The organism is Nitrospira calida, assembly GCF_976986435.1.
This window is the reverse complement of the sequence record NZ_OZ335950.1, coordinates 3,750,339-3,767,491: the sequence shown is the minus strand read 5'-3', so window position 1 is coordinate 3,767,491 and position 17,153 is coordinate 3,750,339. Positions and strand designations below refer to the sequence as shown.

At 63.8% G+C, this 17,153-nt stretch carries 20 protein-coding genes and 1 pseudogene; 13 read left to right on the top strand and 8 right to left on the bottom strand.

Annotated elements, in window-relative coordinates; genetic code table 11:
* Positions 1-6 precede the first annotated feature (6 nt).
* The 6 genes from ACWHTU_RS18390 (at position 7) to ACWHTU_RS18365 (ending at position 4,529) form a co-directional block, all read left to right on the top strand.
* The gene (locus ACWHTU_RS18390; protein WP_447860859.1) at positions 7-150 is read left to right on the top strand and encodes a hypothetical protein; all 144 of its coding nucleotides are present in this window, start codon (positions 7-9) and stop codon (positions 148-150) included.
* Positions 151-341: 191 nt separating this feature from the next.
* Positions 342-842: a PilZ domain-containing protein gene (locus tag ACWHTU_RS18385; RefSeq protein WP_447860858.1), complete on the top strand. Its 501-nt coding sequence runs from the start codon at positions 342-344 to the stop codon at positions 840-842.
* 126 nt (positions 843-968) lie between these two features.
* Positions 969-1,565 carry a LemA family protein gene (locus tag ACWHTU_RS18380; protein ID WP_447860857.1) on the top strand — a complete coding sequence of 199 codons (597 nt, stop codon included), beginning with the start codon at positions 969-971 and terminating at the stop codon, positions 1,563-1,565.
* Between the two features lie 88 nt (positions 1,566-1,653).
* Positions 1,654-2,499, top strand: coding sequence for a TPM domain-containing protein (locus ACWHTU_RS18375; protein ID WP_447860856.1), 846 nt, complete (start codon positions 1,654-1,656; stop codon positions 2,497-2,499).
* A 1-nt stretch (position 2,500) separates the two neighbouring features.
* Positions 2,501-3,148, top strand: coding sequence for a TPM domain-containing protein (locus ACWHTU_RS18370; protein ID WP_447860855.1), 648 nt, complete (start codon positions 2,501-2,503; stop codon positions 3,146-3,148).
* A gap of 13 nt (positions 3,149-3,161) precedes the next feature.
* Positions 3,162-4,529, top strand: coding sequence for a flavin monoamine oxidase family protein (locus ACWHTU_RS18365; RefSeq protein WP_447860854.1), 1,368 nt, complete (start codon positions 3,162-3,164; stop codon positions 4,527-4,529).
* Positions 4,530-4,574: 45 nt separating this feature from the next.
* On the opposite strand, the gene ACWHTU_RS18360 is transcribed toward ACWHTU_RS18365, so the two are convergent.
* Both ACWHTU_RS18360 and ACWHTU_RS18355 read right to left on the bottom strand, forming a co-directional pair.
* Complete coding sequence (locus tag ACWHTU_RS18360) at positions 4,575-5,174, bottom strand: tetratricopeptide repeat protein (protein WP_447860853.1); 600 nt, start codon at positions 5,172-5,174, stop codon at positions 4,575-4,577.
* Between the two features lie 63 nt (positions 5,175-5,237).
* Positions 5,238-5,870 carry a response regulator gene (locus tag ACWHTU_RS18355; RefSeq protein ID WP_447860852.1) on the bottom strand — a complete coding sequence of 211 codons (633 nt, stop codon included), beginning with the start codon at positions 5,868-5,870 and terminating at the stop codon, positions 5,238-5,240.
* Here ACWHTU_RS18355 and murJ point away from each other — a divergent pair.
* From murJ to ACWHTU_RS18325, 6 genes are all read left to right on the top strand, one after another.
* The gene (murJ, locus tag ACWHTU_RS18350) at positions 5,869-7,647 is read left to right on the top strand and encodes a murein biosynthesis integral membrane protein MurJ (RefSeq protein WP_447860851.1); all 1,779 of its coding nucleotides are present in this window, start codon (positions 5,869-5,871) and stop codon (positions 7,645-7,647) included. The genes ACWHTU_RS18355 and murJ overlap by 2 nt on opposite strands.
* A gap of 146 nt (positions 7,648-7,793) precedes the next feature.
* Positions 7,794-8,276, top strand: a complete 483-nt coding sequence (locus ACWHTU_RS18345) for a methylated-DNA--[protein]-cysteine S-methyltransferase (RefSeq protein ID WP_447860850.1) — start codon at positions 7,794-7,796, stop codon at positions 8,274-8,276.
* 24 nt (positions 8,277-8,300) lie between these two features.
* Entirely contained in the window at positions 8,301-8,750 is a 450-nt protein-coding gene (dtd, locus tag ACWHTU_RS18340) for a D-aminoacyl-tRNA deacylase (RefSeq protein WP_447860849.1), read from the top strand.
* A 149-nt stretch (positions 8,751-8,899) separates the two neighbouring features.
* On the top strand, positions 8,900-9,466 hold the full coding sequence (locus tag ACWHTU_RS18335) for a hypothetical protein (RefSeq protein WP_447860848.1): 567 nt from the start codon (positions 8,900-8,902) through the stop codon (positions 9,464-9,466).
* Positions 9,463-10,401 (top strand): isoaspartyl peptidase/L-asparaginase family protein, encoded by a 939-nt coding sequence (locus tag ACWHTU_RS18330; protein ID WP_447860847.1) that lies wholly within the window; start codon positions 9,463-9,465, stop codon positions 10,399-10,401. Before ACWHTU_RS18335 ends, ACWHTU_RS18330 begins: the two co-directional genes overlap by 4 nt.
* Before the next feature lie 66 nt (positions 10,402-10,467).
* Positions 10,468-10,950 carry a VOC family protein gene (locus tag ACWHTU_RS18325; RefSeq protein WP_447860846.1) on the top strand — a complete coding sequence of 161 codons (483 nt, stop codon included), beginning with the start codon at positions 10,468-10,470 and terminating at the stop codon, positions 10,948-10,950.
* A 62-nt stretch (positions 10,951-11,012) separates the two neighbouring features.
* Here the strand turns inward: ACWHTU_RS18325 and ACWHTU_RS18320 are convergent, their stop codons facing one another.
* The 4 genes and pseudogenes from ACWHTU_RS18320 to mtgA form a co-directional block, all read right to left on the bottom strand.
* Positions 11,013-11,423, bottom strand: coding sequence for a TonB-dependent receptor domain-containing protein (locus ACWHTU_RS18320; RefSeq protein WP_447860845.1), 411 nt, complete (start codon positions 11,421-11,423; stop codon positions 11,013-11,015).
* Positions 11,422-12,945: pseudogene (locus tag ACWHTU_RS18315) on the bottom strand (TonB-dependent receptor plug domain-containing protein); the annotation flags it as partial. The pseudogene ACWHTU_RS18315 and the gene ACWHTU_RS18320, both read right to left, overlap by 2 nt.
* Positions 12,946-13,117: 172 nt before the next feature.
* Complete coding sequence (sugE, locus tag ACWHTU_RS18310; RefSeq protein ID WP_447860844.1) at positions 13,118-13,432, bottom strand: quaternary ammonium compound efflux SMR transporter SugE; 315 nt, start codon at positions 13,430-13,432, stop codon at positions 13,118-13,120.
* Positions 13,433-13,462: 30 nt separating this feature from the next.
* Positions 13,463-14,206 carry a monofunctional biosynthetic peptidoglycan transglycosylase gene (gene mtgA / locus ACWHTU_RS18305; RefSeq protein WP_447860843.1) on the bottom strand — a complete coding sequence of 248 codons (744 nt, stop codon included), beginning with the start codon at positions 14,204-14,206 and terminating at the stop codon, positions 13,463-13,465.
* Between the two features lie 178 nt (positions 14,207-14,384).
* On the opposite strand from mtgA, the gene yihA reads away from it, so the two are divergent.
* Complete coding sequence (yihA, locus tag ACWHTU_RS18300; RefSeq protein WP_447860842.1) at positions 14,385-14,993, top strand: ribosome biogenesis GTP-binding protein YihA/YsxC; 609 nt, start codon at positions 14,385-14,387, stop codon at positions 14,991-14,993.
* Positions 14,994-15,041: 48 nt separating this feature from the next.
* Here the strand turns inward: yihA and ACWHTU_RS18295 are convergent, their stop codons facing one another.
* Both ACWHTU_RS18295 and ACWHTU_RS18290 read right to left on the bottom strand, forming a co-directional pair.
* Complete coding sequence (locus ACWHTU_RS18295) at positions 15,042-16,073, bottom strand: peptidylprolyl isomerase (protein WP_447860841.1); 1,032 nt, start codon at positions 16,071-16,073, stop codon at positions 15,042-15,044.
* Positions 16,074-16,212: 139 nt separating this feature from the next.
* Positions 16,213-17,151, bottom strand: coding sequence for a foldase protein PrsA (locus ACWHTU_RS18290; RefSeq protein WP_447860840.1), 939 nt, complete (start codon positions 17,149-17,151; stop codon positions 16,213-16,215).
* Between the last annotated feature and the right edge of the window lie 2 nt (positions 17,152-17,153).

The following is a 17,153-nucleotide window of genomic DNA, read 5'->3' as shown; positions in this document are numbered from 1 at the left end:
GAGTGAATGGCTGAGGAATTTTCGGCAGAGAAGTCCAAGGTCACGCTCCATGTGGGCCGCATCGGTGATGACCCTCGCGCGCGCCGGATTCTCGACGCGATGCGGGGCACTTCCCCTTCCGCGCAGGCGCCCACCCGCATTTCCCTTTGATATGGCTCGCGTTCCTCGCTCTTCCGGAGACTCACCGCCTCGGTTGCAGAACCGACGCTTCCGCTTGACAGGACTTTGACGATCATTTATCGGTGAAGGGCCTTACCGGCGATCCCCAGGAAGGCGGCAACGGACTCCTCCGTCTCGCCGGCCGAGCGGCCGGGACGAGTGACCATCGGAATCGTTGAGCCATGACCCCGCCGCTGCGTTGTCCCCACTGTGGAAAGGACGGCGTGCTCCGGTCACGCTGTCGGTCGGTGTGGGAATACCTTGCCAGCCTGCTCTTCGTGTCCCCGTTCCGCTGCCAGTTCTGCAACCATCGGTTCTTGGCGGCCCGTCTCGGGCGGGAGTATCCCAAGCATCTAATCGACCGGCGGGAGCATCTGCGTATTCCAGTTCGCTTGTTCCTCTCGTTTTCGGGCGGGCGGGTGCGCGGCGAAGGCACCGTCATGGATATCTCCATGGGCGGCTGTATCATTAAGAGCGACACGCAAGTCCATGTTGACGATATTTTCTATCTGCAGATCGCGCTCGATGAGCGAGAGCCGCCCCTCGAACTCGCCGCCATGGTCCGATCGGTCAGTCCGCGGGGAATCGCCTTTAAGTTTCTCCGCAAGGCCCAGGAAGACAAACGGCTGCTGGCCTTCGTTCAGGCGAGAAGCGTGGGGCAGGCCGCGCGGGCGAACGGGTGAAGGGAAGCGGCCGGCGCGAGGGCTCCTGCGCTGGCACGATGACGGCCCCGGATGGTGCAGGGACTTGATCACAGCGGGACCGTGTCTATCTCGGATAGCGCGTCAAGACAAGAGAGGAGTTGGCCCATGAACGCACGGCGAGGGATGTCGATGGTCGCACTGGCGGGAGCCCTGCTGATCCTGTCGGGTTGCGGGTACAACGAGTTGCAAGGACTTGACGAGGAGACCAACGCCGCCTGGAGCGAGGTGCTGAATCAGTATCAACGCCGAGCCGACCTGATTCCGAATCTGGTCGAAACGGTGAAAGCCTATGCGGCCCATGAACGCGAGACCTTGGAGAGCGTCACGCGGGCGCGCGCGCAAGTCGCCGGCCTCCAGCTCACTCCGGAAGCGCTCAGGGACCCGGCGGCGTTTGAGAAGTTCCAGGCCGCGCAGCAGGAACTCTCTTCCGCCCTGGCGCGCCTGCTGGCCGTGGTGGAGCAGTATCCGGACCTGAAGGCCAACGAAAATTTCCGCGATCTCCAGAGCCAACTCGAGGGCACCGAGAACCGCATCGCGGTCGCCCGCAAGCGATACATCGAGAAGGTAGCCGAATACAACAAGGCGGTGCGCTTCTTCCCGACCAATCTGACCGCCAAGTACATCCTTCACCTCGACGTCAAGCCCAATTTCACCGTGGCGGACGAAAAGGCCGTCGCGAAACCGCCCGACGTCAAGTTTTAGGTACAGGTTGAGACCGAGGAGCAGTCAGAGAACGACCCAGGGAGGGATCATTGTCACTGCGGTCGTTTGCTCAACCTTCGCGTTGCTTTTGATCTGCCTCTCGGCCGAGCCCTCTTTCGGTCTTGACGTCCCGCCGCTCACCGGCCGCATCGTGGATCAGGCGCGCCTCTTGCCTCTGGATCTAGCCGCCGCGCTGTCGGCCGAGCTGGAAGTCCATGAAGCCAAAACCGGCAACCAAGTCGCGGTGCTCACGATTGCGTCCCTCGAGGGCGAACCGCTCGAAGAGTATGCCCACCGGGTGGTGACGACCTGGAGGCTTGGCCAAAAAGGAACGGACAACGGCGTGCTGTTGCTCGTGGTCATGCGTGAGCGGAAAGTCCGGATCGAAGTCGGCTATGGATTGGAAGACGTCCTCACGGACGTGCGCGCGTCGCGCATCATCCGGGAGGAAATCGTCCCGCGGTTTCGGGCGGGCGATTTTCCAGGTGGAATCGCGGCGGGGCTGCGGGCGATTGTGGGCACGATCGAGGGCACCTATACCGCCCCGACACGCCAGTCTGCTCCGCCGACCGTGGCCGGCTCCTCGGCGATCCTCACGCTGCTGCTCGCCGTGCTGGTGGGGACCGTCGTCGGGCTGCTGCTTAGCGCCCGCCGTCAGAGCGCAAGGGGACTGCTGGGAAGCGTCTTCTCGTTCTTCATCGCCCAGTCGGTGAGTTTCCTGCTCGGCGTACTCGCCGCGTTGGCGACATTTGCGGTGATCTTCTGGCTCGTCTCGCTTCCGCCCAGCCGGCGCCGCCGGGCGCGCAGCGGGTTCGACTTCGACTGGGGACCGCCGATGGCCTTTGGCGGCGACGCGATCGGGTCCGCCGGCGAGATCGGGTTCAGCGGCGGCGGCGGGGATTTCGGCGGCGGGGGCGCCTCTGGGGACTGGTAAGATGATTCGCTTTTCAGCCGAAGATCTCGACAAGATTCGAAACGCCGTGCGGGCGGCGGAACGCACAACGCGCGGCGAGATCGTGCCAATGATCGTCCCCGCTTCTGCGCGCTATCGTGACGTCGGCTATCGGGTCGGGTTGGCCTCGGCGCTGCTTGTGCTGACCGTGCTCCTGGTGGTCGACAGCAAATGGGCGCCGTGGGGCTGGCATGCGGCCAACGCCGGCTGGCTGTTGTTCGCCGTCGTTGGCGCGTACGCGATGGGCCAATGGGCGGGAACTTTTCCCGCCGTCATTCGGCTCTTCACATCGCCGGAACGGATGGCGATGAAAGTCCGCCTCCGCGCCGAACAGGCCTTCTATCGGCACGGGCTCCACAAGACCAAGGACCGCACCGGCATTCTGATTCTGGTCTCGCTGCTCGAGCATCGTGTGCACGTGCTGGCGGACAAGGGAATCAACGACCGGGTGCCCCCTGGCACCTGGGATCGGATCGTGGCGGGCCTCGTTGACGGCATCCGCGCAGGCCGCCCGACGGAGGCGCTGTGCGAGGCGATCGCTCGCTGCGGAGAGGTGCTGGCCCGGTTCTGTCCGGCCGGTCCCGGCGACAACCCCAACGAGTTGTCCAACGAGCTGATTCAAGAGGCCTGACGAAGGACCGTCGATGCCCACCGAAGCACGATTGCGCGGCCGGTCTGTCATTGTCGCGGGGGCGGGTCTTGCAGGCCTGGCGGCGGCCGTGGACTTGCACAGCGACGGCGCACGGGTCACGGTTCTGGAAGCGCGGGAGCGTGTCGGCGGCCGTGTGTGGACGTTGCGGCACGGTTTCCTGGAAGGCCAGCATGCCGAAGCCGGCGGGGATTTGATCGAACCCGATCAGGAAGCCATTCGGGATCTCGTGGCGCGGACCGGGCTCTCGCTGGCACCGATTCTCCAGGGAGGGTTCGGATTCGTTCAGGGAGGTCCCGGCCGCCGCCGTCCGATTCCGGCCGCCTCCTTTCGCGATCTCTGGGCCAAACTCGCCGTCCCTTGCCAACCGTTGATCCGGGCCTATTGTCTGACCGAGCGTCGATGGGACGGTCCGATCGCGCGGAGCCTGGCCCGCCTGTCTGTCTCCGACTGGCTCGACCACATCCGAGCCGATCGAGAGACGCGCGCGCTCATCCGAGGCCTACGAGGGCTGTTCCTCGCCGATCCGGACCACCTCTCGTTGCTCGCGCTGGTGGATCTTCTCGCGTCCGACATGCCGGGCGGCGGGCGATTCTACCGGATCAAGGGCGGCAATGATCAATTGGCGATCCGCTTGGCTGCGCAGCTCGGCGAGCGGGTCTGCCTGCGGACGACGCTGCTGGCGGCCACGCAAACCCGGGATCGGGTGCGGGTCGCCGTCCGCGGCTCCGCTGGCGAGCGGATTCAACTCACCGCCGACTATCTGATCGTCGCCCTGCCCGCCACGGCGATGCGGCGCATTGTCTTCAGGCCCCCGCTGCCTCCGCTTCAACGCAAGGCCTGCGCGGCCCTGCGATACGGGCGGGCGACGAAGACACTGCTGCAGTTCGAGCGACCGTTTTGGCGGCGGCGCGGGCGCCCGCGCGCGTTTGGGACGGATCTGCCGATCGGCGCGGTTTGGGATGGCAACGAAGAGCAGCGTGGCCGTGCTGGCATTCTGACGTTGCTGGCGGGCGGATCGGCCAGCGCGGAGACCCTCAAACTCGTCGGCGAGCGGGGGATCGAGGCTCTCGTCGAAGCCCTGGCTTGGCTCGGTGCGAAAAAGACGGCGCTGCTGGCGTCCCGGCTGGTCTGCTGGGAGAAAGATCCGTGGGCGCAGGGTGGGTATGCGTACTTCGATCCTGGATATGACCCGGAATTGCGGGCGTGGCTGGCGAGACCCCATGGGCGGATTCTGTTCGCCGGCGAACATACCAGTGAGCGCTGGCAAGGCTACATGAACGGCGCCGTCGAAAGCGGGTGGCGAGCCGCCGAAGAAGTGCGGGCGTTGGAGTCCGGAAGCAAGCGGCGTGCGTACACATGAAGGACCCTGCGCCGGGAGGCGGAACGGCTTCCGTTCCGCCTCGCGTCAGTCCGGACAGATCGGCAGGGCCGCCGCCCCTTTATCGGTTTTGGCCCGCGCCGCTAGAAACGCATCCGCCTCGTTGGCGCGGTTGGTTTCGCGCAGGAGCGCGGCATACTCATAGACGATCACCAGAGTATCGGGGTGGGTCGGTCCTAGCGCCTTGTCATGGACGGCCAGCGCCCGCCGGTAGAATGAGTCCGCGGCTGCATACTCGCCGAGACGGTGATTCAGCTTCGCCAGGCGGTGCAAGACCACGGCCACTTGCGGATGAGCCGGCCCCTGGGTGCGCTCGGTGACGGCCAGCACCCGTCGGAGGAGCGGCTCCACCTCGCGGGGCTTCCCCTGCGTGTCGTAGAGCTCGATGAGATCGGTCAGGGTGATCAGCAGTCGCGGGTCATCGGGCTGGAACCGTTCGGCCGCCTTCAATGCCGCCACAAGACGGGATTCGGCCTCGGTATAGCGGCCGGCCTGTCGCGCTTCCAACGCTTTCGCATGGTCCCGTTCCCAGTCCGAAGCCGGATCGGAAGAGCCCGCGCATCCGGCGACCAATGACGCACAGGCGATCGCGCCGTACAAGGTGGATCGGAGCCGGGATCGTCGCATGGCTGAGCTGAGCATTTCGCCGGCGCCAGCGGGAGGCGTAGGAAGAAGGGAGACGCGACCGGCCTACATGTCCGGATACAACTCTTTCATGCAGGTCGTGCAGACTCCGTGGCTGAACTCGGCGTCCGAATGGTCATGGAGATAATCTTCCAACCGCTGCCAGGCGCCCTGGTCGTTGCGAATGCGCTTGCACTTGACGCAGATGGGGAGGAGCCCGTGGAGAATCTTCATCTGCCGCAGCGCCCGTTGCAGGTCTTCATTGCTCCTCACGAGCTCCCGCTCACGGGCCTTCCGACGCTCCCGCTCGCTTTTCAAGGCCAGGGCCGACGACACGCGAGCCGCCAGTTCAACCGGGTTGACCGGTTTGCGGATGTAGTCCATCGCGCCGGCGTGGAAGGCAGTTCGCAGGTCCTCCGGTTCGGTCTTGACGGTGATGACGATGATCGGGACGTCCCGCAACTGGTCGCGCTGCTTGATCCGCCTGCAGGCTTCCAGGCCGTCCATCTCCGGCATGAGGAGGTCCATCAGCACGAGATCGACGGGCGCTCTCTCGGCACTTCGCTCCTCGAACCCGAGGAGGCGGAAAGCCGCCGCGGCGGAGTCGGCGGCGAGGACGTCCCGGTATCCCTCTTTCTCGAGGAGGGCCCGCAGCAACTCCCGTTCATCCGACGAATCATCGACGATGAGAATGCTCATGATGGACGTTCTCCTCAATGGCCGCACGGAGACCAGACATCCCCCATTGTACCGTTCGGAAACACGCGACCCAAGAAGAAGTTGCGATCGCGCCGTCGTCGCGTCGATCGCGGACCGTGAAGCGCGTGGACTGCTCGCGGAGGTTCCGCTACAATCCGCGTTGATGTCTGATCCCACCACGGTTGTCGCCGCGGCGAACATCCAGGACGAGAACCATTCGGTCGTGCGGGCCGCCGGGCTGATCGGCGCGGCGACATTATCCAGCCGCGTCCTGGGCTTCATCCGAGACATGGTCCTTGCGCGGCTGTTCGGCGCCACGCCGGCCGCCGACGCCTTCTTTGTTGCCTATCGGATCCCCAACCTGCTCCGCGAGCTGTTCGCGGAAGGATCAATGTCGTCGGCGTTCATTCCGGTCTTCACCGAATATCACGCGCTGCACACCAAACGGGATGCCTGGGAACTCGCGAGCGCCGTGTTCACCACCCTCCTGACGGTCGTCACGCTCATCACGCTGCTCGGCATCGCCGCCGCACCCGGGATCGTTTGGTTGATGGCTCCTGGGTTCCACGACGATCCGGCCAGACTCTCGACGACCACGGTGCTGACCCGGATCATGTTCCCGTATCTCCTGTTCATCAGCCTGGCGGCATTGGCGATGGGCATGTTGAATTCGGTGCGGGCTTTCGCCGCGCCGGCGTTCTCGCCGGTCTTCTTCAACCTCGTCATCATCGGCTGCGCGCTGTGGCTGTCGCCGGCGCTGCCCGAGCCGATCATCGGCGTCGCGATCGGTGTCGTGGCCGGGGGAGCCGCGCAGTTCGCCATGCAACTGCCGGGACTCAGGCGGCGCGGGATGCTGTTCGGCTTCCGCTTTCAGCCAAGTCACCCCGGCGTCCGGCGGATCGGCCGGCTCATGGTGCCCTCGCTGCTGGGCCTCTCGGTCACGCAGGTCAACATCACCGTCAGCACCATTCTCGCGTCCTTTTTCGACGGCGGGCCGACCTACCTGTTCTACGGCATGCGCTTGATTCAATTTCCTCTCGGGATCTTCGGCGTCGCGCTTGCGACCGCCATTCTGCCGACGCTCTCGGCGCAGGCCGCGCGGGGCGCGCTGGACGAACTGCGAGTCACCTTGGGATTCGGCTTGCGGATGATCCTGTTCATCATTTTGCCGGCGATGGTGGGTTTGATCCTGCTGCGCGGGCCGATCGTACACCTCTTCTTCGAACACGGGTCGTTTACCGCCGCCGATACGGCCGCGACGGCGACGACGGTGCTCTGCTACGCGGTGGGGCTGTGGGCCTTCGCGGGTGTGCGGATCATCGTGTCCGCCTTTTACTCGCTTCAGGACACAAAGACGCCGGCGCTCACCGCAGCCGCGGCCGTGGTCGCCAATGTGGCGCTGTCGCTGGCGTTCATGGGACCGTTGCGGCATGCCGGCCTCGCGCTGGCGACGGCCGTGGCCGCAATGCTGAACGGCGGCGTCCTGGTGGCGATCTTGAATCGGCGGCTCGGCGGCGTGGACTGGACTGCGATCGGCAAGTCGTCCATGCGCACGGCGATCGCGGTCGTGCCCCTTGTCCTTGCCTGTGTGTGGGTCGCTGGGGCGCAGGTGTGGGTGCGCGAGGGCGAATGGGTCGCCAAAACGGTGATGCTGGCGGTCGGCATTGGCTTGAGCGTGAGCGGTTATCTCGGCGCTCACGCACTGATGCGCTCCGAGGAGTTGGATGTGTTGTGGGGGATCGTCAAACGAAGGCTGGGCAAGGGGCCAGAGACATGAGAGGATAGGCGATCGGAGAGACGATGGGCGCGCGGGCCAAGACAACAAGCACTCGGGCAACCTCTCGCCAGGCGACGAGGATTTTTCGGACTGCCTGGGGCTGGGTCGGGCTCTCCGCTTCGGCGCGCGGGATACGGACTGTCGTTTTGCCGAAGACATCGCGACGGGAGGTCGAGCAGGCGCTCAGCGAAGAGGCGCCGTCCGCTAACGGAACCCTTTCACCCTTCGCCCCTTACCCCTTGCCGGAAACCGCACCGGTCTTGCGCACTGCGCAGTCGCAGATCGCGGCCTATTTGGCAGGCAAGCGCCGCGACGTCGATGTCCCGATCGACCTCTCCGGTGGATCGGCTTTTCAACGGCGGGTCTGGCAAGTGATTCGGCGCATCCCCTATGGGCGCGTCCGGTCGTACAAGTGGGTCGCCTCACGGGTCGGCGGCGCGCGATACGCGCGGGCGGTTGGCCTGGCCCTCGGTGCCAATCCTGTCCCGCTCGTCATTCCCTGCCATCGGGTCGTGACCTCCGACGGATCGCTCGGCGGCTTCACCGGCGGAGTGTATCTAAAACGACGGTTGCTGGCGCTGGAAGGGGCATTGGCACGACAGAGCAGGGCGCGAGGCGAGAGACTCTAGCCTATCGCCGCATCGCCGGAATTTATGCGGGCCGTTATTCAGCGTGTCACACGGGCCTCCGTCGAAGTGAACGGCGCGATTGTCGGCAAGATCGGGCCAGGCCTGCTGGTGCTGCTCGGCGTCGCGCGCGGAGACGGCGAGTCGGACGCGCGCTATATTGCGGACAAAATTCTGGGGCTGCGCATTTTCCCTGACGAGGCCGGCAAGATGAACCGGTCGTTGAGGGACTGCGGCGGGTCGGTGCTGCTGGTGTCCCAGTTCACGTTGTTGGGCGACACGGCGAAAGGCCGGCGACCGGGGTTCGACCGGGCGGCCCCTCCCGAACTGGCTCGGGCGCTCTATGAAAAGGTCGCCGCCGACCTGCGCGCGCAGGGCACGCCGGTGGAGACGGGTGTGTTCGGCGCGCATATGGCGGTCGAACTGGTCAATGACGGGCCCGTGACCTTTGTGCTGGACAGCCGGAGGAACGGGTGACTGGGGCGACGGGCTCAAGTTCCCAAGCCAGGGCACTGATACGGACCGGAGCGATACGGATCGGAGAAGGTGGGCGCCATCTTGTCAGACAGGCCTCTGATATACTACAAATAAAATAAATCATCAGGTGTTGTAGCCAGGAGGTGGAGATGGGGAGTCCGGTGCCTCATAATCACCCACTACGTCGGCTCTTCGGGGCTTTGACCGAGAAAAGTTTTACCGAGAAATTGGGTTGGCCCGATCTCAACGTCACCGCGTACGTCTCCAATCTGCTCGTCGATTTCACCCATGCCGATCAACTCTACAAAATCCGGAACCGGCAGGGCCAGCCGATCGATACCGTGGTCGAGCTGTTGTTCGAATCCGAAGTGCTACTCGAAGCCCACTCGTTCGACCGTGAACGGGAGGTTCATCGCCACATCGGCGATTTCACGCTGTTCATGGCCGGTCTGTTCCCGGAGTATCTCCGGCGGCTCAAGTCGGCCGGCATGATCTACCATCCGGATTTCCTGGTCGACTACGTCAAAACTGGCAAGCGTTCGTACGGTATTGTCGCCCAGTTCGGCGACGTCGAGTCGGAAAACGACCCGCCGCTGTTCCGCAAACTCTCCGACAACTTCGAGCTCTGCGTGACGGGCCTCGGCTTCGTTCGTTCCGATCTGGACCGCATGCAAGATCCGACCTTTCGTCGAGCCAAAGATCTCTTACTGAATTGACTCGTTCCCGCCCGATCATCCTCGTCCATGGCGGGGCCGGCCTTCGTGGAATGAACGAGGCGCAGGCCTCGTGTCTGGCCGAAACACTTCGAGCCGGCTATGCGTTGTTAAACGCTGGGGCGCCCGCCCTCGATGCGGTCGAAGCGGCGATCCGCGTCTTGGAAGCGTCCGGCCTGTTCAACGCCGGAGTCGGCTCGCGGGTTCAACTCGACGGGGTCAGGCGGATGGATGCGTCGATTATGGAAGGCCGACACCTGCGGGCCGGCGCGGTGGCGGCGATCGAACGGATCGTCCATCCCATCACGGCCGCTCGGCTGGTGATGGACGAAACCTCCCATGTCCTGCTCGTCGGCCGGCCCGCCACGCGCTTCGCGTATCATTTCAAGTTGGAACGGCAGTTAACGGCCGGGCCTGCGGCCCGCCGCGTGCGAAGGCATGGCTTGGCTGCGGCCTTCACCGCCAAGACGCTCCGCCTGTACAAGGCGATGGCTGGGACCGATGGCCCAACTCGCCGGCGACCGGGGCGGGAAACTGTGGGAGCGGTCGCGCTGGATTGGAAAGGGACGGTCGCAGCCGGTGCCTCCACCGGGGGCATCGATTGCATGCTGCCGGGACGTGTCGGCGACACGCCGTTGATCGGTTGCGGCGTCTACGCGGATGACCGGGCTGGCGCCGTCTCGATGACGGGTCTGGGTGAAGCCATCATCCGGATCGCCGTCGCCAAAGAAATCACGGATCGATTGGCGGAAGGACTCGCTCCAGGCGCCGCGGCGCGGGTCGTGCTCACGAAGCTCGTGAGCCGCATCCGTGGCGCGGCCGGCGCGCTGGTGCTCTCCCCGGACGGTCGGTTTGCGATCAAACACACCACGCCGCGCATGGCCGCCGGATATTGGAATGGAACCGGGAAACCGGTGGTGAGAGATCAATTCGCGTGAGCAATTCGCGACTTGGCGATCTGATCATTTGATGAGTGACGCAAGACGGGTGTAAGCTTCAAATGGATGAAATCTCGGCTTGTAGTCCATCAATCAAAGGGATCGTCGGATCAACAGGTGTCTAAAATTCTCTTCCATCTCGCTTTTCCTGTCACCGATCTTGAGGCCACGAAGAAGTTCTACGTGGACGGGCTTGGCTGCGAGCAGGGGCGAGCATCGGAATCTGCCGTGACGCTCGGCTTGGCCGGGCATCAACTCGTGGCCCATCTCGTCAAAGAGTCGCCGGCCAACCAGAAGGGAATTTACCCACGGCACTTCGGGCTGGTGTTTACCGACGAGAAGGCCTGGCGGGCGCTGGCGGATCGGGCCAAAGGCCGGGGTTTGAAGTTCTACCAACAGCCTCGCGTGCGCTATCCGGGGACGAGGATCGAGCACCGGACGTTCTTTCTGGAAGACCCTTCCGGCAACCTTCTCGAGTTCAAACACTACACCCACGAATCGGCGATCTTCGGGGAAAAAGAAGTCGCCCAGATCGGCGACCCAGAATAGACCGCGAGACGGGTAGGTGGGCGCGACTAGCCGGATCGTCTGGTGCACCGGTCTCGCGTACTTTAGTACTCCATCTTCAATCCCCCCATCACCAAGAGCGGCGCGCCGAGGGTTTTGACCGGGCCGGTCTGCGTGGCGATGTACTGCCGATCCGCCAGGTTCTCGCCGTTGAGAAAAAGCGTCATGCCCGTCAGGATCCGTTTCTGGAGCGAGGCGTCCAGGACGATGAAGTCGGCGATCGGTTGGGTGTTGAGATCGTCCGCATATTGGCGGGAGAGATACCGGCCCAGCAGCGTCGCCTGGATAGAGTCGGGATGACCCGCCGTGAGGCCCATCACCACCTGATGCCGCGATACGTTTGGTACCCGCTTGCCGACGCGCAAGGGGTTGCCGGGAAAATCCTTGATCGCGGAGTCGGCGTAAGGCGTAGCCGAGGTTGAGGCTGACTCCGTCCACGGGTCGGAAGACCACATCGAGCTCGCCGCCGTAGGTTCTCGTCCGCCCCACGTTCTGTCGTTGCGCGGCCAACGGGCTCTGGGTGACGAAGATGATCTGGCCCTTCACCTCGTCGTAGTGGCCTGAAATCCGCCACGACAGCCTGCGGTTGGGGAGGAAGTCGCCTTCCAATTTGACTTCTCCACCGGGCAACCGCTCCGGCGTTAAATTCTCATTGGGCAGAAAATTGAACCCGCTGAAGCCGAAGCCGCGGTAGAGCTCATTCAGCGTCGGCGCCCGAAACGCCTGATAAACCGCCGCACCGGTCCGCAGGCGATCCGTCAATCGGTAGTGAACCGCCAGCTTGGGGTTGAGCACGTGCTCCACGTTGTCGCGCGGGATCGTCACGGCGCCCTGGGTCGACTCGATCCGCGCGTCGAAATTCTTCCACCAATCGGACCGGAAACTGGGGATGACGGTCAGCCAGTCGGTGAGGTCGGCGATCCATTCGCCGAACACCCCCCAGCCGACTTGCTGGCCTTTGGCGAGGGCCCGCCCCGCCGGGCCGGTCGCGGTGAACACCTGATCTTCCGACTGTGCGATGATCGCGCGTGCGTCGCCTCCGAACATCAGCCGGTGCCGCAACGCGAGCGGGGCCGTCCATTGCACGGATCCGCCGAAGTCGTTGCTGGGGATGGTCTGGATACGGTCACGGGCTTCGCTCAGCCTGACCGTCGGGGCCGGCGTGATCTGGGATGTCAGGTTACGGAACGTCTGCCACTGGGCGAAGAGCTTCGTCTCCCAACGGTCGCCGTGGGACGTCTCGCCCTCCAGTCCGAGCGCGGCGTTGCCGATCGTTCGCGCGGCGAGGCTGAGCGGAGTGCCGAACGAACGGTCCTCGCGGAACAACGACCCGGCAAGGGTCAGCGTCGTCCGGGAATCGAGAGCAACCGACACCGCTCCCGTGAAGTGTTCGTGTCGTGAGTCGTTCAGTTGATCGATCGGACCTCGCTGATCGGCCGGCGTGGGGATGAAGCCATTCGTGTGAAACCAGCGGTAATGCAACGAGAGCGCGGCTCGCTGGGTTCCGTAGCGGGCCGAGACCGTTTGTTGATACGAATTCAGATTGCCGGCTTGGCTTTCCGCTCGAAAGCCGGGTCCCGCCATCGGCGGTTGGGTGATCAGATGGACGACGCCGCCCATCGCCCACGTGCCGTAGAGGTTCGATCCGCCGCCCGGCACGACTTCAATGCGGTCCAGGTTGTTCGGGACGAGGCCCCAGTTGATCCAGCCGCCGAAGCCATCGTTGAGCGGCACGCCATCCAGCAGCACCAGGGCGCGCCGGCTTCCCAGCCCGCGCAGGGTGATCGCTTGAGCGGTCGGATGGTTGTAGCGACTGCTGAGATTGCTGGATTGAACGCCTGGTACGTAGCGGAGCAAATCGTCGACCTGATGGCCGTCGGGGAACGGCGAACGCTCGATCCGTTCGCGGGTGAGGACCGACGCAGAGGCCGGGATCCGATGCGCCGGTTCCGGAGTGCGGGTCGCGGAGACGAGCACTTCCTCGGTTGTGACGGAATCGACGGTTGCGGCGGTTGCAGGGGTGGCCGTCTCCGGCTCATCGGCCTGTGCGATCGATCCCCCCGTCGACGCACCAAGGACCGACCAAGCCAGCGCGAGCAGGATGACCCGTCTCACGATTCGCGCGTCGCAATGCCACGGGAGGGGATCATTACGCCGACAGTTTCAAGCCGATGATACCGGCCACGATCATGGCGATGCAGGCGATCCGCGTCGGGTCGCGGGATTCGCCGAACAAAATCATGCCCAATGCGGCGGTCCCGGCGGCGCCGATTCCGGTCCAGACGGCATAGCCTGTGCCGACCGGGATGGTCTTGAGAGCCTCGGCCAGACAGAGCACGCTCGCGATCATGGCGGCGACAGTCCCGATACTCGGCCATACACGGGTGAAGCCCTCGGTGTACTTCAATCCGATCGCCCAGACGATTTCGAACAGGCCCGCGATGCCCAGATAGATCCACGACATGAATGAGTCCTCCTGCTGATGCCTGTCCGGTCAATCGGTCGCCGACTCGTACGGCTTACCGTCGAGTTTGCGCATCCACCGGAGAATCCGTTGCTGGCGTTTGATCACCTGCGCGGTCACTTTAAGTGGATCGTGTCGGCGAGGTGCTGGAAGGATCGCTGCCAAGAGCGCCGCTTCTTCGGGGGTAAGGTCGCGGGCGGATTTACCGAAGTGATGGCGGGCCGCCGCTTCGGCGCCGTACACCCCGCGCCCCCATTCCGCCACATTGAGATACAGCTCCAGGATGCGTCGCTTGGACAGCCGGTGCTCCAGGGATCGCGCGATGAGCGCCTCGCGCGCCTTGCGCAGCAGCGAACGCTCCGGCGAGAGATAGAGATTCTTGGCAAGCTGCTGGGTGATGGTGCTGCCGCCGCGCCGGATTTCGCCCGCTTCCAGATTGTGCAACGCCGCGTCCTTGATGCCTTCCCAGTCGAAGCCTTCATGCGTAAAAAAGGAGGCGTCCTCGGCCGCGATCACCGCTCGCTGCAAATGGGGTGAGATGCGGGAGAGCGGGACCCAGACCCACTGGGTTTGGAACGGTCGCCCCCGCTCGCGGGCCTGCGCGAGCCGCGCCTCCATAAGAGCGGTCGAGGTCGGGTTCGTTCGCTCGAGAACGGCGACATCGGGCAGCGTCACCAGCCACACGAAGGCGAGCCCGCCAAGCGGCAGGCCCATCACCAGCACCAGGCTGATGAGAATCAGGGCCGCTCTACGTCGTCGGGTTGACTTGGACATGGTGCGAGTTCAGCAGGGCGATGGGTTATCGGCAGGGGTGACACTGGGAATCGAGACGATGAATGCCGATTGCGGAAAGCAGAAATTTATGGTTCTACTTTCATCGTCCCGGACGAGCGTTCACCTCGCACCGATTATTCATTATTTTATCCATTGCCCATCGCCCGGAAGAGAACTAATGAAAATTCTGTCCGCCGAGTTTATCAAAAGTTGCAACGCTCCCGAACAGTTTCCGCGCGAGCGCCTGCCGGAAATCGCATTCGTGGGGCGATCCAATGTCGGGAAGTCATCATTGATCAATTCCCTGCTGCATCGGCGCGGACTTGCCAAGGTTAGCCGGACGCCGGGCAAAACGCGGACGGTGAATTTCTTTCTGGTGACGACCGACGATCCGTCGTTGAAACGGCTCTATGTCGTCGATCTGCCCGGTTACGGCTATGCGAAGGTGGCCAAGCCGGTGCAGGAACACTGGGGGCCGCTGATCGAGCGGTACCTCACGAGGCGCGACGCGTTGCGCGGGGTGGTGCTGCTGGTCGAGGCGCGCCGGGTGACCGAGCACGATCAGGCGACAGTGCGATGGCTGCGCGCGATTAACCGGCCCGCCGTCGTGGTCGCGACCAAGATCGACAAACTGAAGAACAGCGAGCGACACCACAGCCGCGCGATGCTGCAAGAGGCGCTCGAATTGCCAGAAGGCGGCGAACCGATTCCGTATTCATCCGTGACGCACGAAGGACGGGAGGCGCTGTGGCACGCGATCCGCGACTTGCTGAGTGGTAAGTTGTAAGTGCAGAGTTCTGAGCGGCAAGTTTTTACTGAACTCGGCACTCAGAACTCAGAACTTCACTTCGATGTACGCCTTGTTCTTCAACTCCGCGATCCACACCTGATACACGTCCTCACTTTTCTGCTGGAACACAAGACTCTGGATTTCCGCTTTTACTTCTTCGAAAGGCCGGAACTGGCGCGGCTTCTTCTCGTCCACCCGAATGATATGAAAGCCTTCGGGGGTCTCGATGGCGTCCGTGATGTCGCCGACCTGCGCTGATGAGAGCGCCCGTTCGATGGGCGGGAGCAGTTCCCCTTGGCGGACGAGTCCGAGACGACCGCCGCGGGCGGCGTTGATCCCGTCGCTGTAGCGGAGCGCCAGATCTTCGAACTTCTCGCCCGCCTTGAGGGCCACCAGGACCTGTTTCGCCTTCGCCCGGGCGTCTTCGACGTCGTCGGGTCCCCGCGCGCGGATCAGGATTTGGCTGAGAGTGTATTCTTCCGGCAGGGCGAAACGATCCTTGTGTTCCTGGTAGTACCGCCGCATTTCCGATTCCGCGACCATGATGCCGCTCCGGACTTCGCGGTCCACCACTTTGAGGAGGGTCAATTGCTCGCGGACGCTCCTGACGCTCTCGGGATTCGCCGCGTCGATCTTCTCCCCTTGCCGCTTCATTTCCTCGATCGCCTGGCGCACTTCCTGGTCGGAGACTTCGACGCCCTTGCTTTTGGCGGCTTGGAGCTGCAACTTCCGTTCGATCATCCTGGTCAACGCCGTATATTCAGCCTGCTTCAACCGGCGCTGCCGTTCTTCGCCCGTGTACCGCTTCTGAATCCGCTCCTCCTCCGGTTCGATCTCCTTCTTCATTTCGGACAGCATGATCAACTCGTTGTTGACGACCGCCACAATGCGGTCCTCGAGATGCGCGGTGGAGGCCGCTGTCGGCCATCCCCCACAAAAAAGCGCAATCATGAACAGGCCGACGCGACGGAGCACGCGCCAGGCCGAGAGGCTGCCAGGCTGGCCTCTCGCGAGTGAAGGAGTCCTCGTCACCATTGGATCGTTTGCAGGATGAGAATCCGCTCGCTCGGAGTTCATCGCTGCCCGCTGCTTTGGACACAGAAATCCGCCTGCCGGCCGTCGCCGGCTGGCGGCCAGGATTCTACACGAATGAGGCCCGCGATGGGGAGCGCAGCCGAGGAAACAGGGAAACGGGGCGGGTGAGGGAGACGAGCGGTCAAGGGGCCCCGACGCTGCGGGGACGGTCGGTGTCGTCGGCCACGCGGCCGGCCGCGTCGGCCATGCGGATCGAGGCGCGGGCGCGCAGCTCGGAGACGATTTCCTCCAGTCGTCGGCGGCGTTTCTCCGCGAGAAGCTCCTGGCGAAGCCGCTCGCGGGTTGCCTGATCGGCTTGGAGCGTCTCTCGATCCAGGGGGCTGACTTTCACAAGGTAGTAGCCCTGGTCAGTCTTGATGGGATCGCTGACCATCCCGGGTCGGAGCGTCGGAATGACCGCGTCCACTTCGGGTGCCAACGCGCCCTTGCGATAGGGTCCGACCTCTCCGCCCTTCGCTTTGGTCTTTTCGTCGATGGAATAGCGCTGGGCAAACTTGCCAAAGTCGCCGCCCGACTCGACCTGTCGTTTCAGGTCCTTGGCCGCGTAAATGTTCGGGAGCAACATCTGCGAGACCTGCACCTTGCTGGGACCCAGCAATTCGTGGGCGTGCTGCGCGAAATAGGCCTCCAGTTCTTCCTTTGCCACCTCCACTTTCGTTTTGATCTTGTCTTTCAGCAGCTCGTCGAGCATTAACTGTTCCTTGAACCGCTGCGCACGCTCGCGGATGCTCTGGCTCTGATCCAGTCCCTGCCTGCGCGCCTCCTGCATCAGGAGTTCGCGTGTGATCAGGTCGTCCAGAAACTTCCGTTTGCCCCCTTCTTTCTCGTACCGTGCGCGGGTGGCCTCGGACAATTCCGACCATCGAAACTCGAACTCGCTTAGCGTGATGGGCCGACCGTTGACGATCACGACCACCGCTTCGTCCTGCTGCGGCGCGCAGCTGGAAAGGCTGCCCAGCCACAAGCCGGCCGCTATGCCCAGCATCGGCAGGACGCATCGCAACGGGGTCGGCGCTGGCGGAAGGATGATGTCGAAGGCGAGGATGAGCCGTCGAATCATAA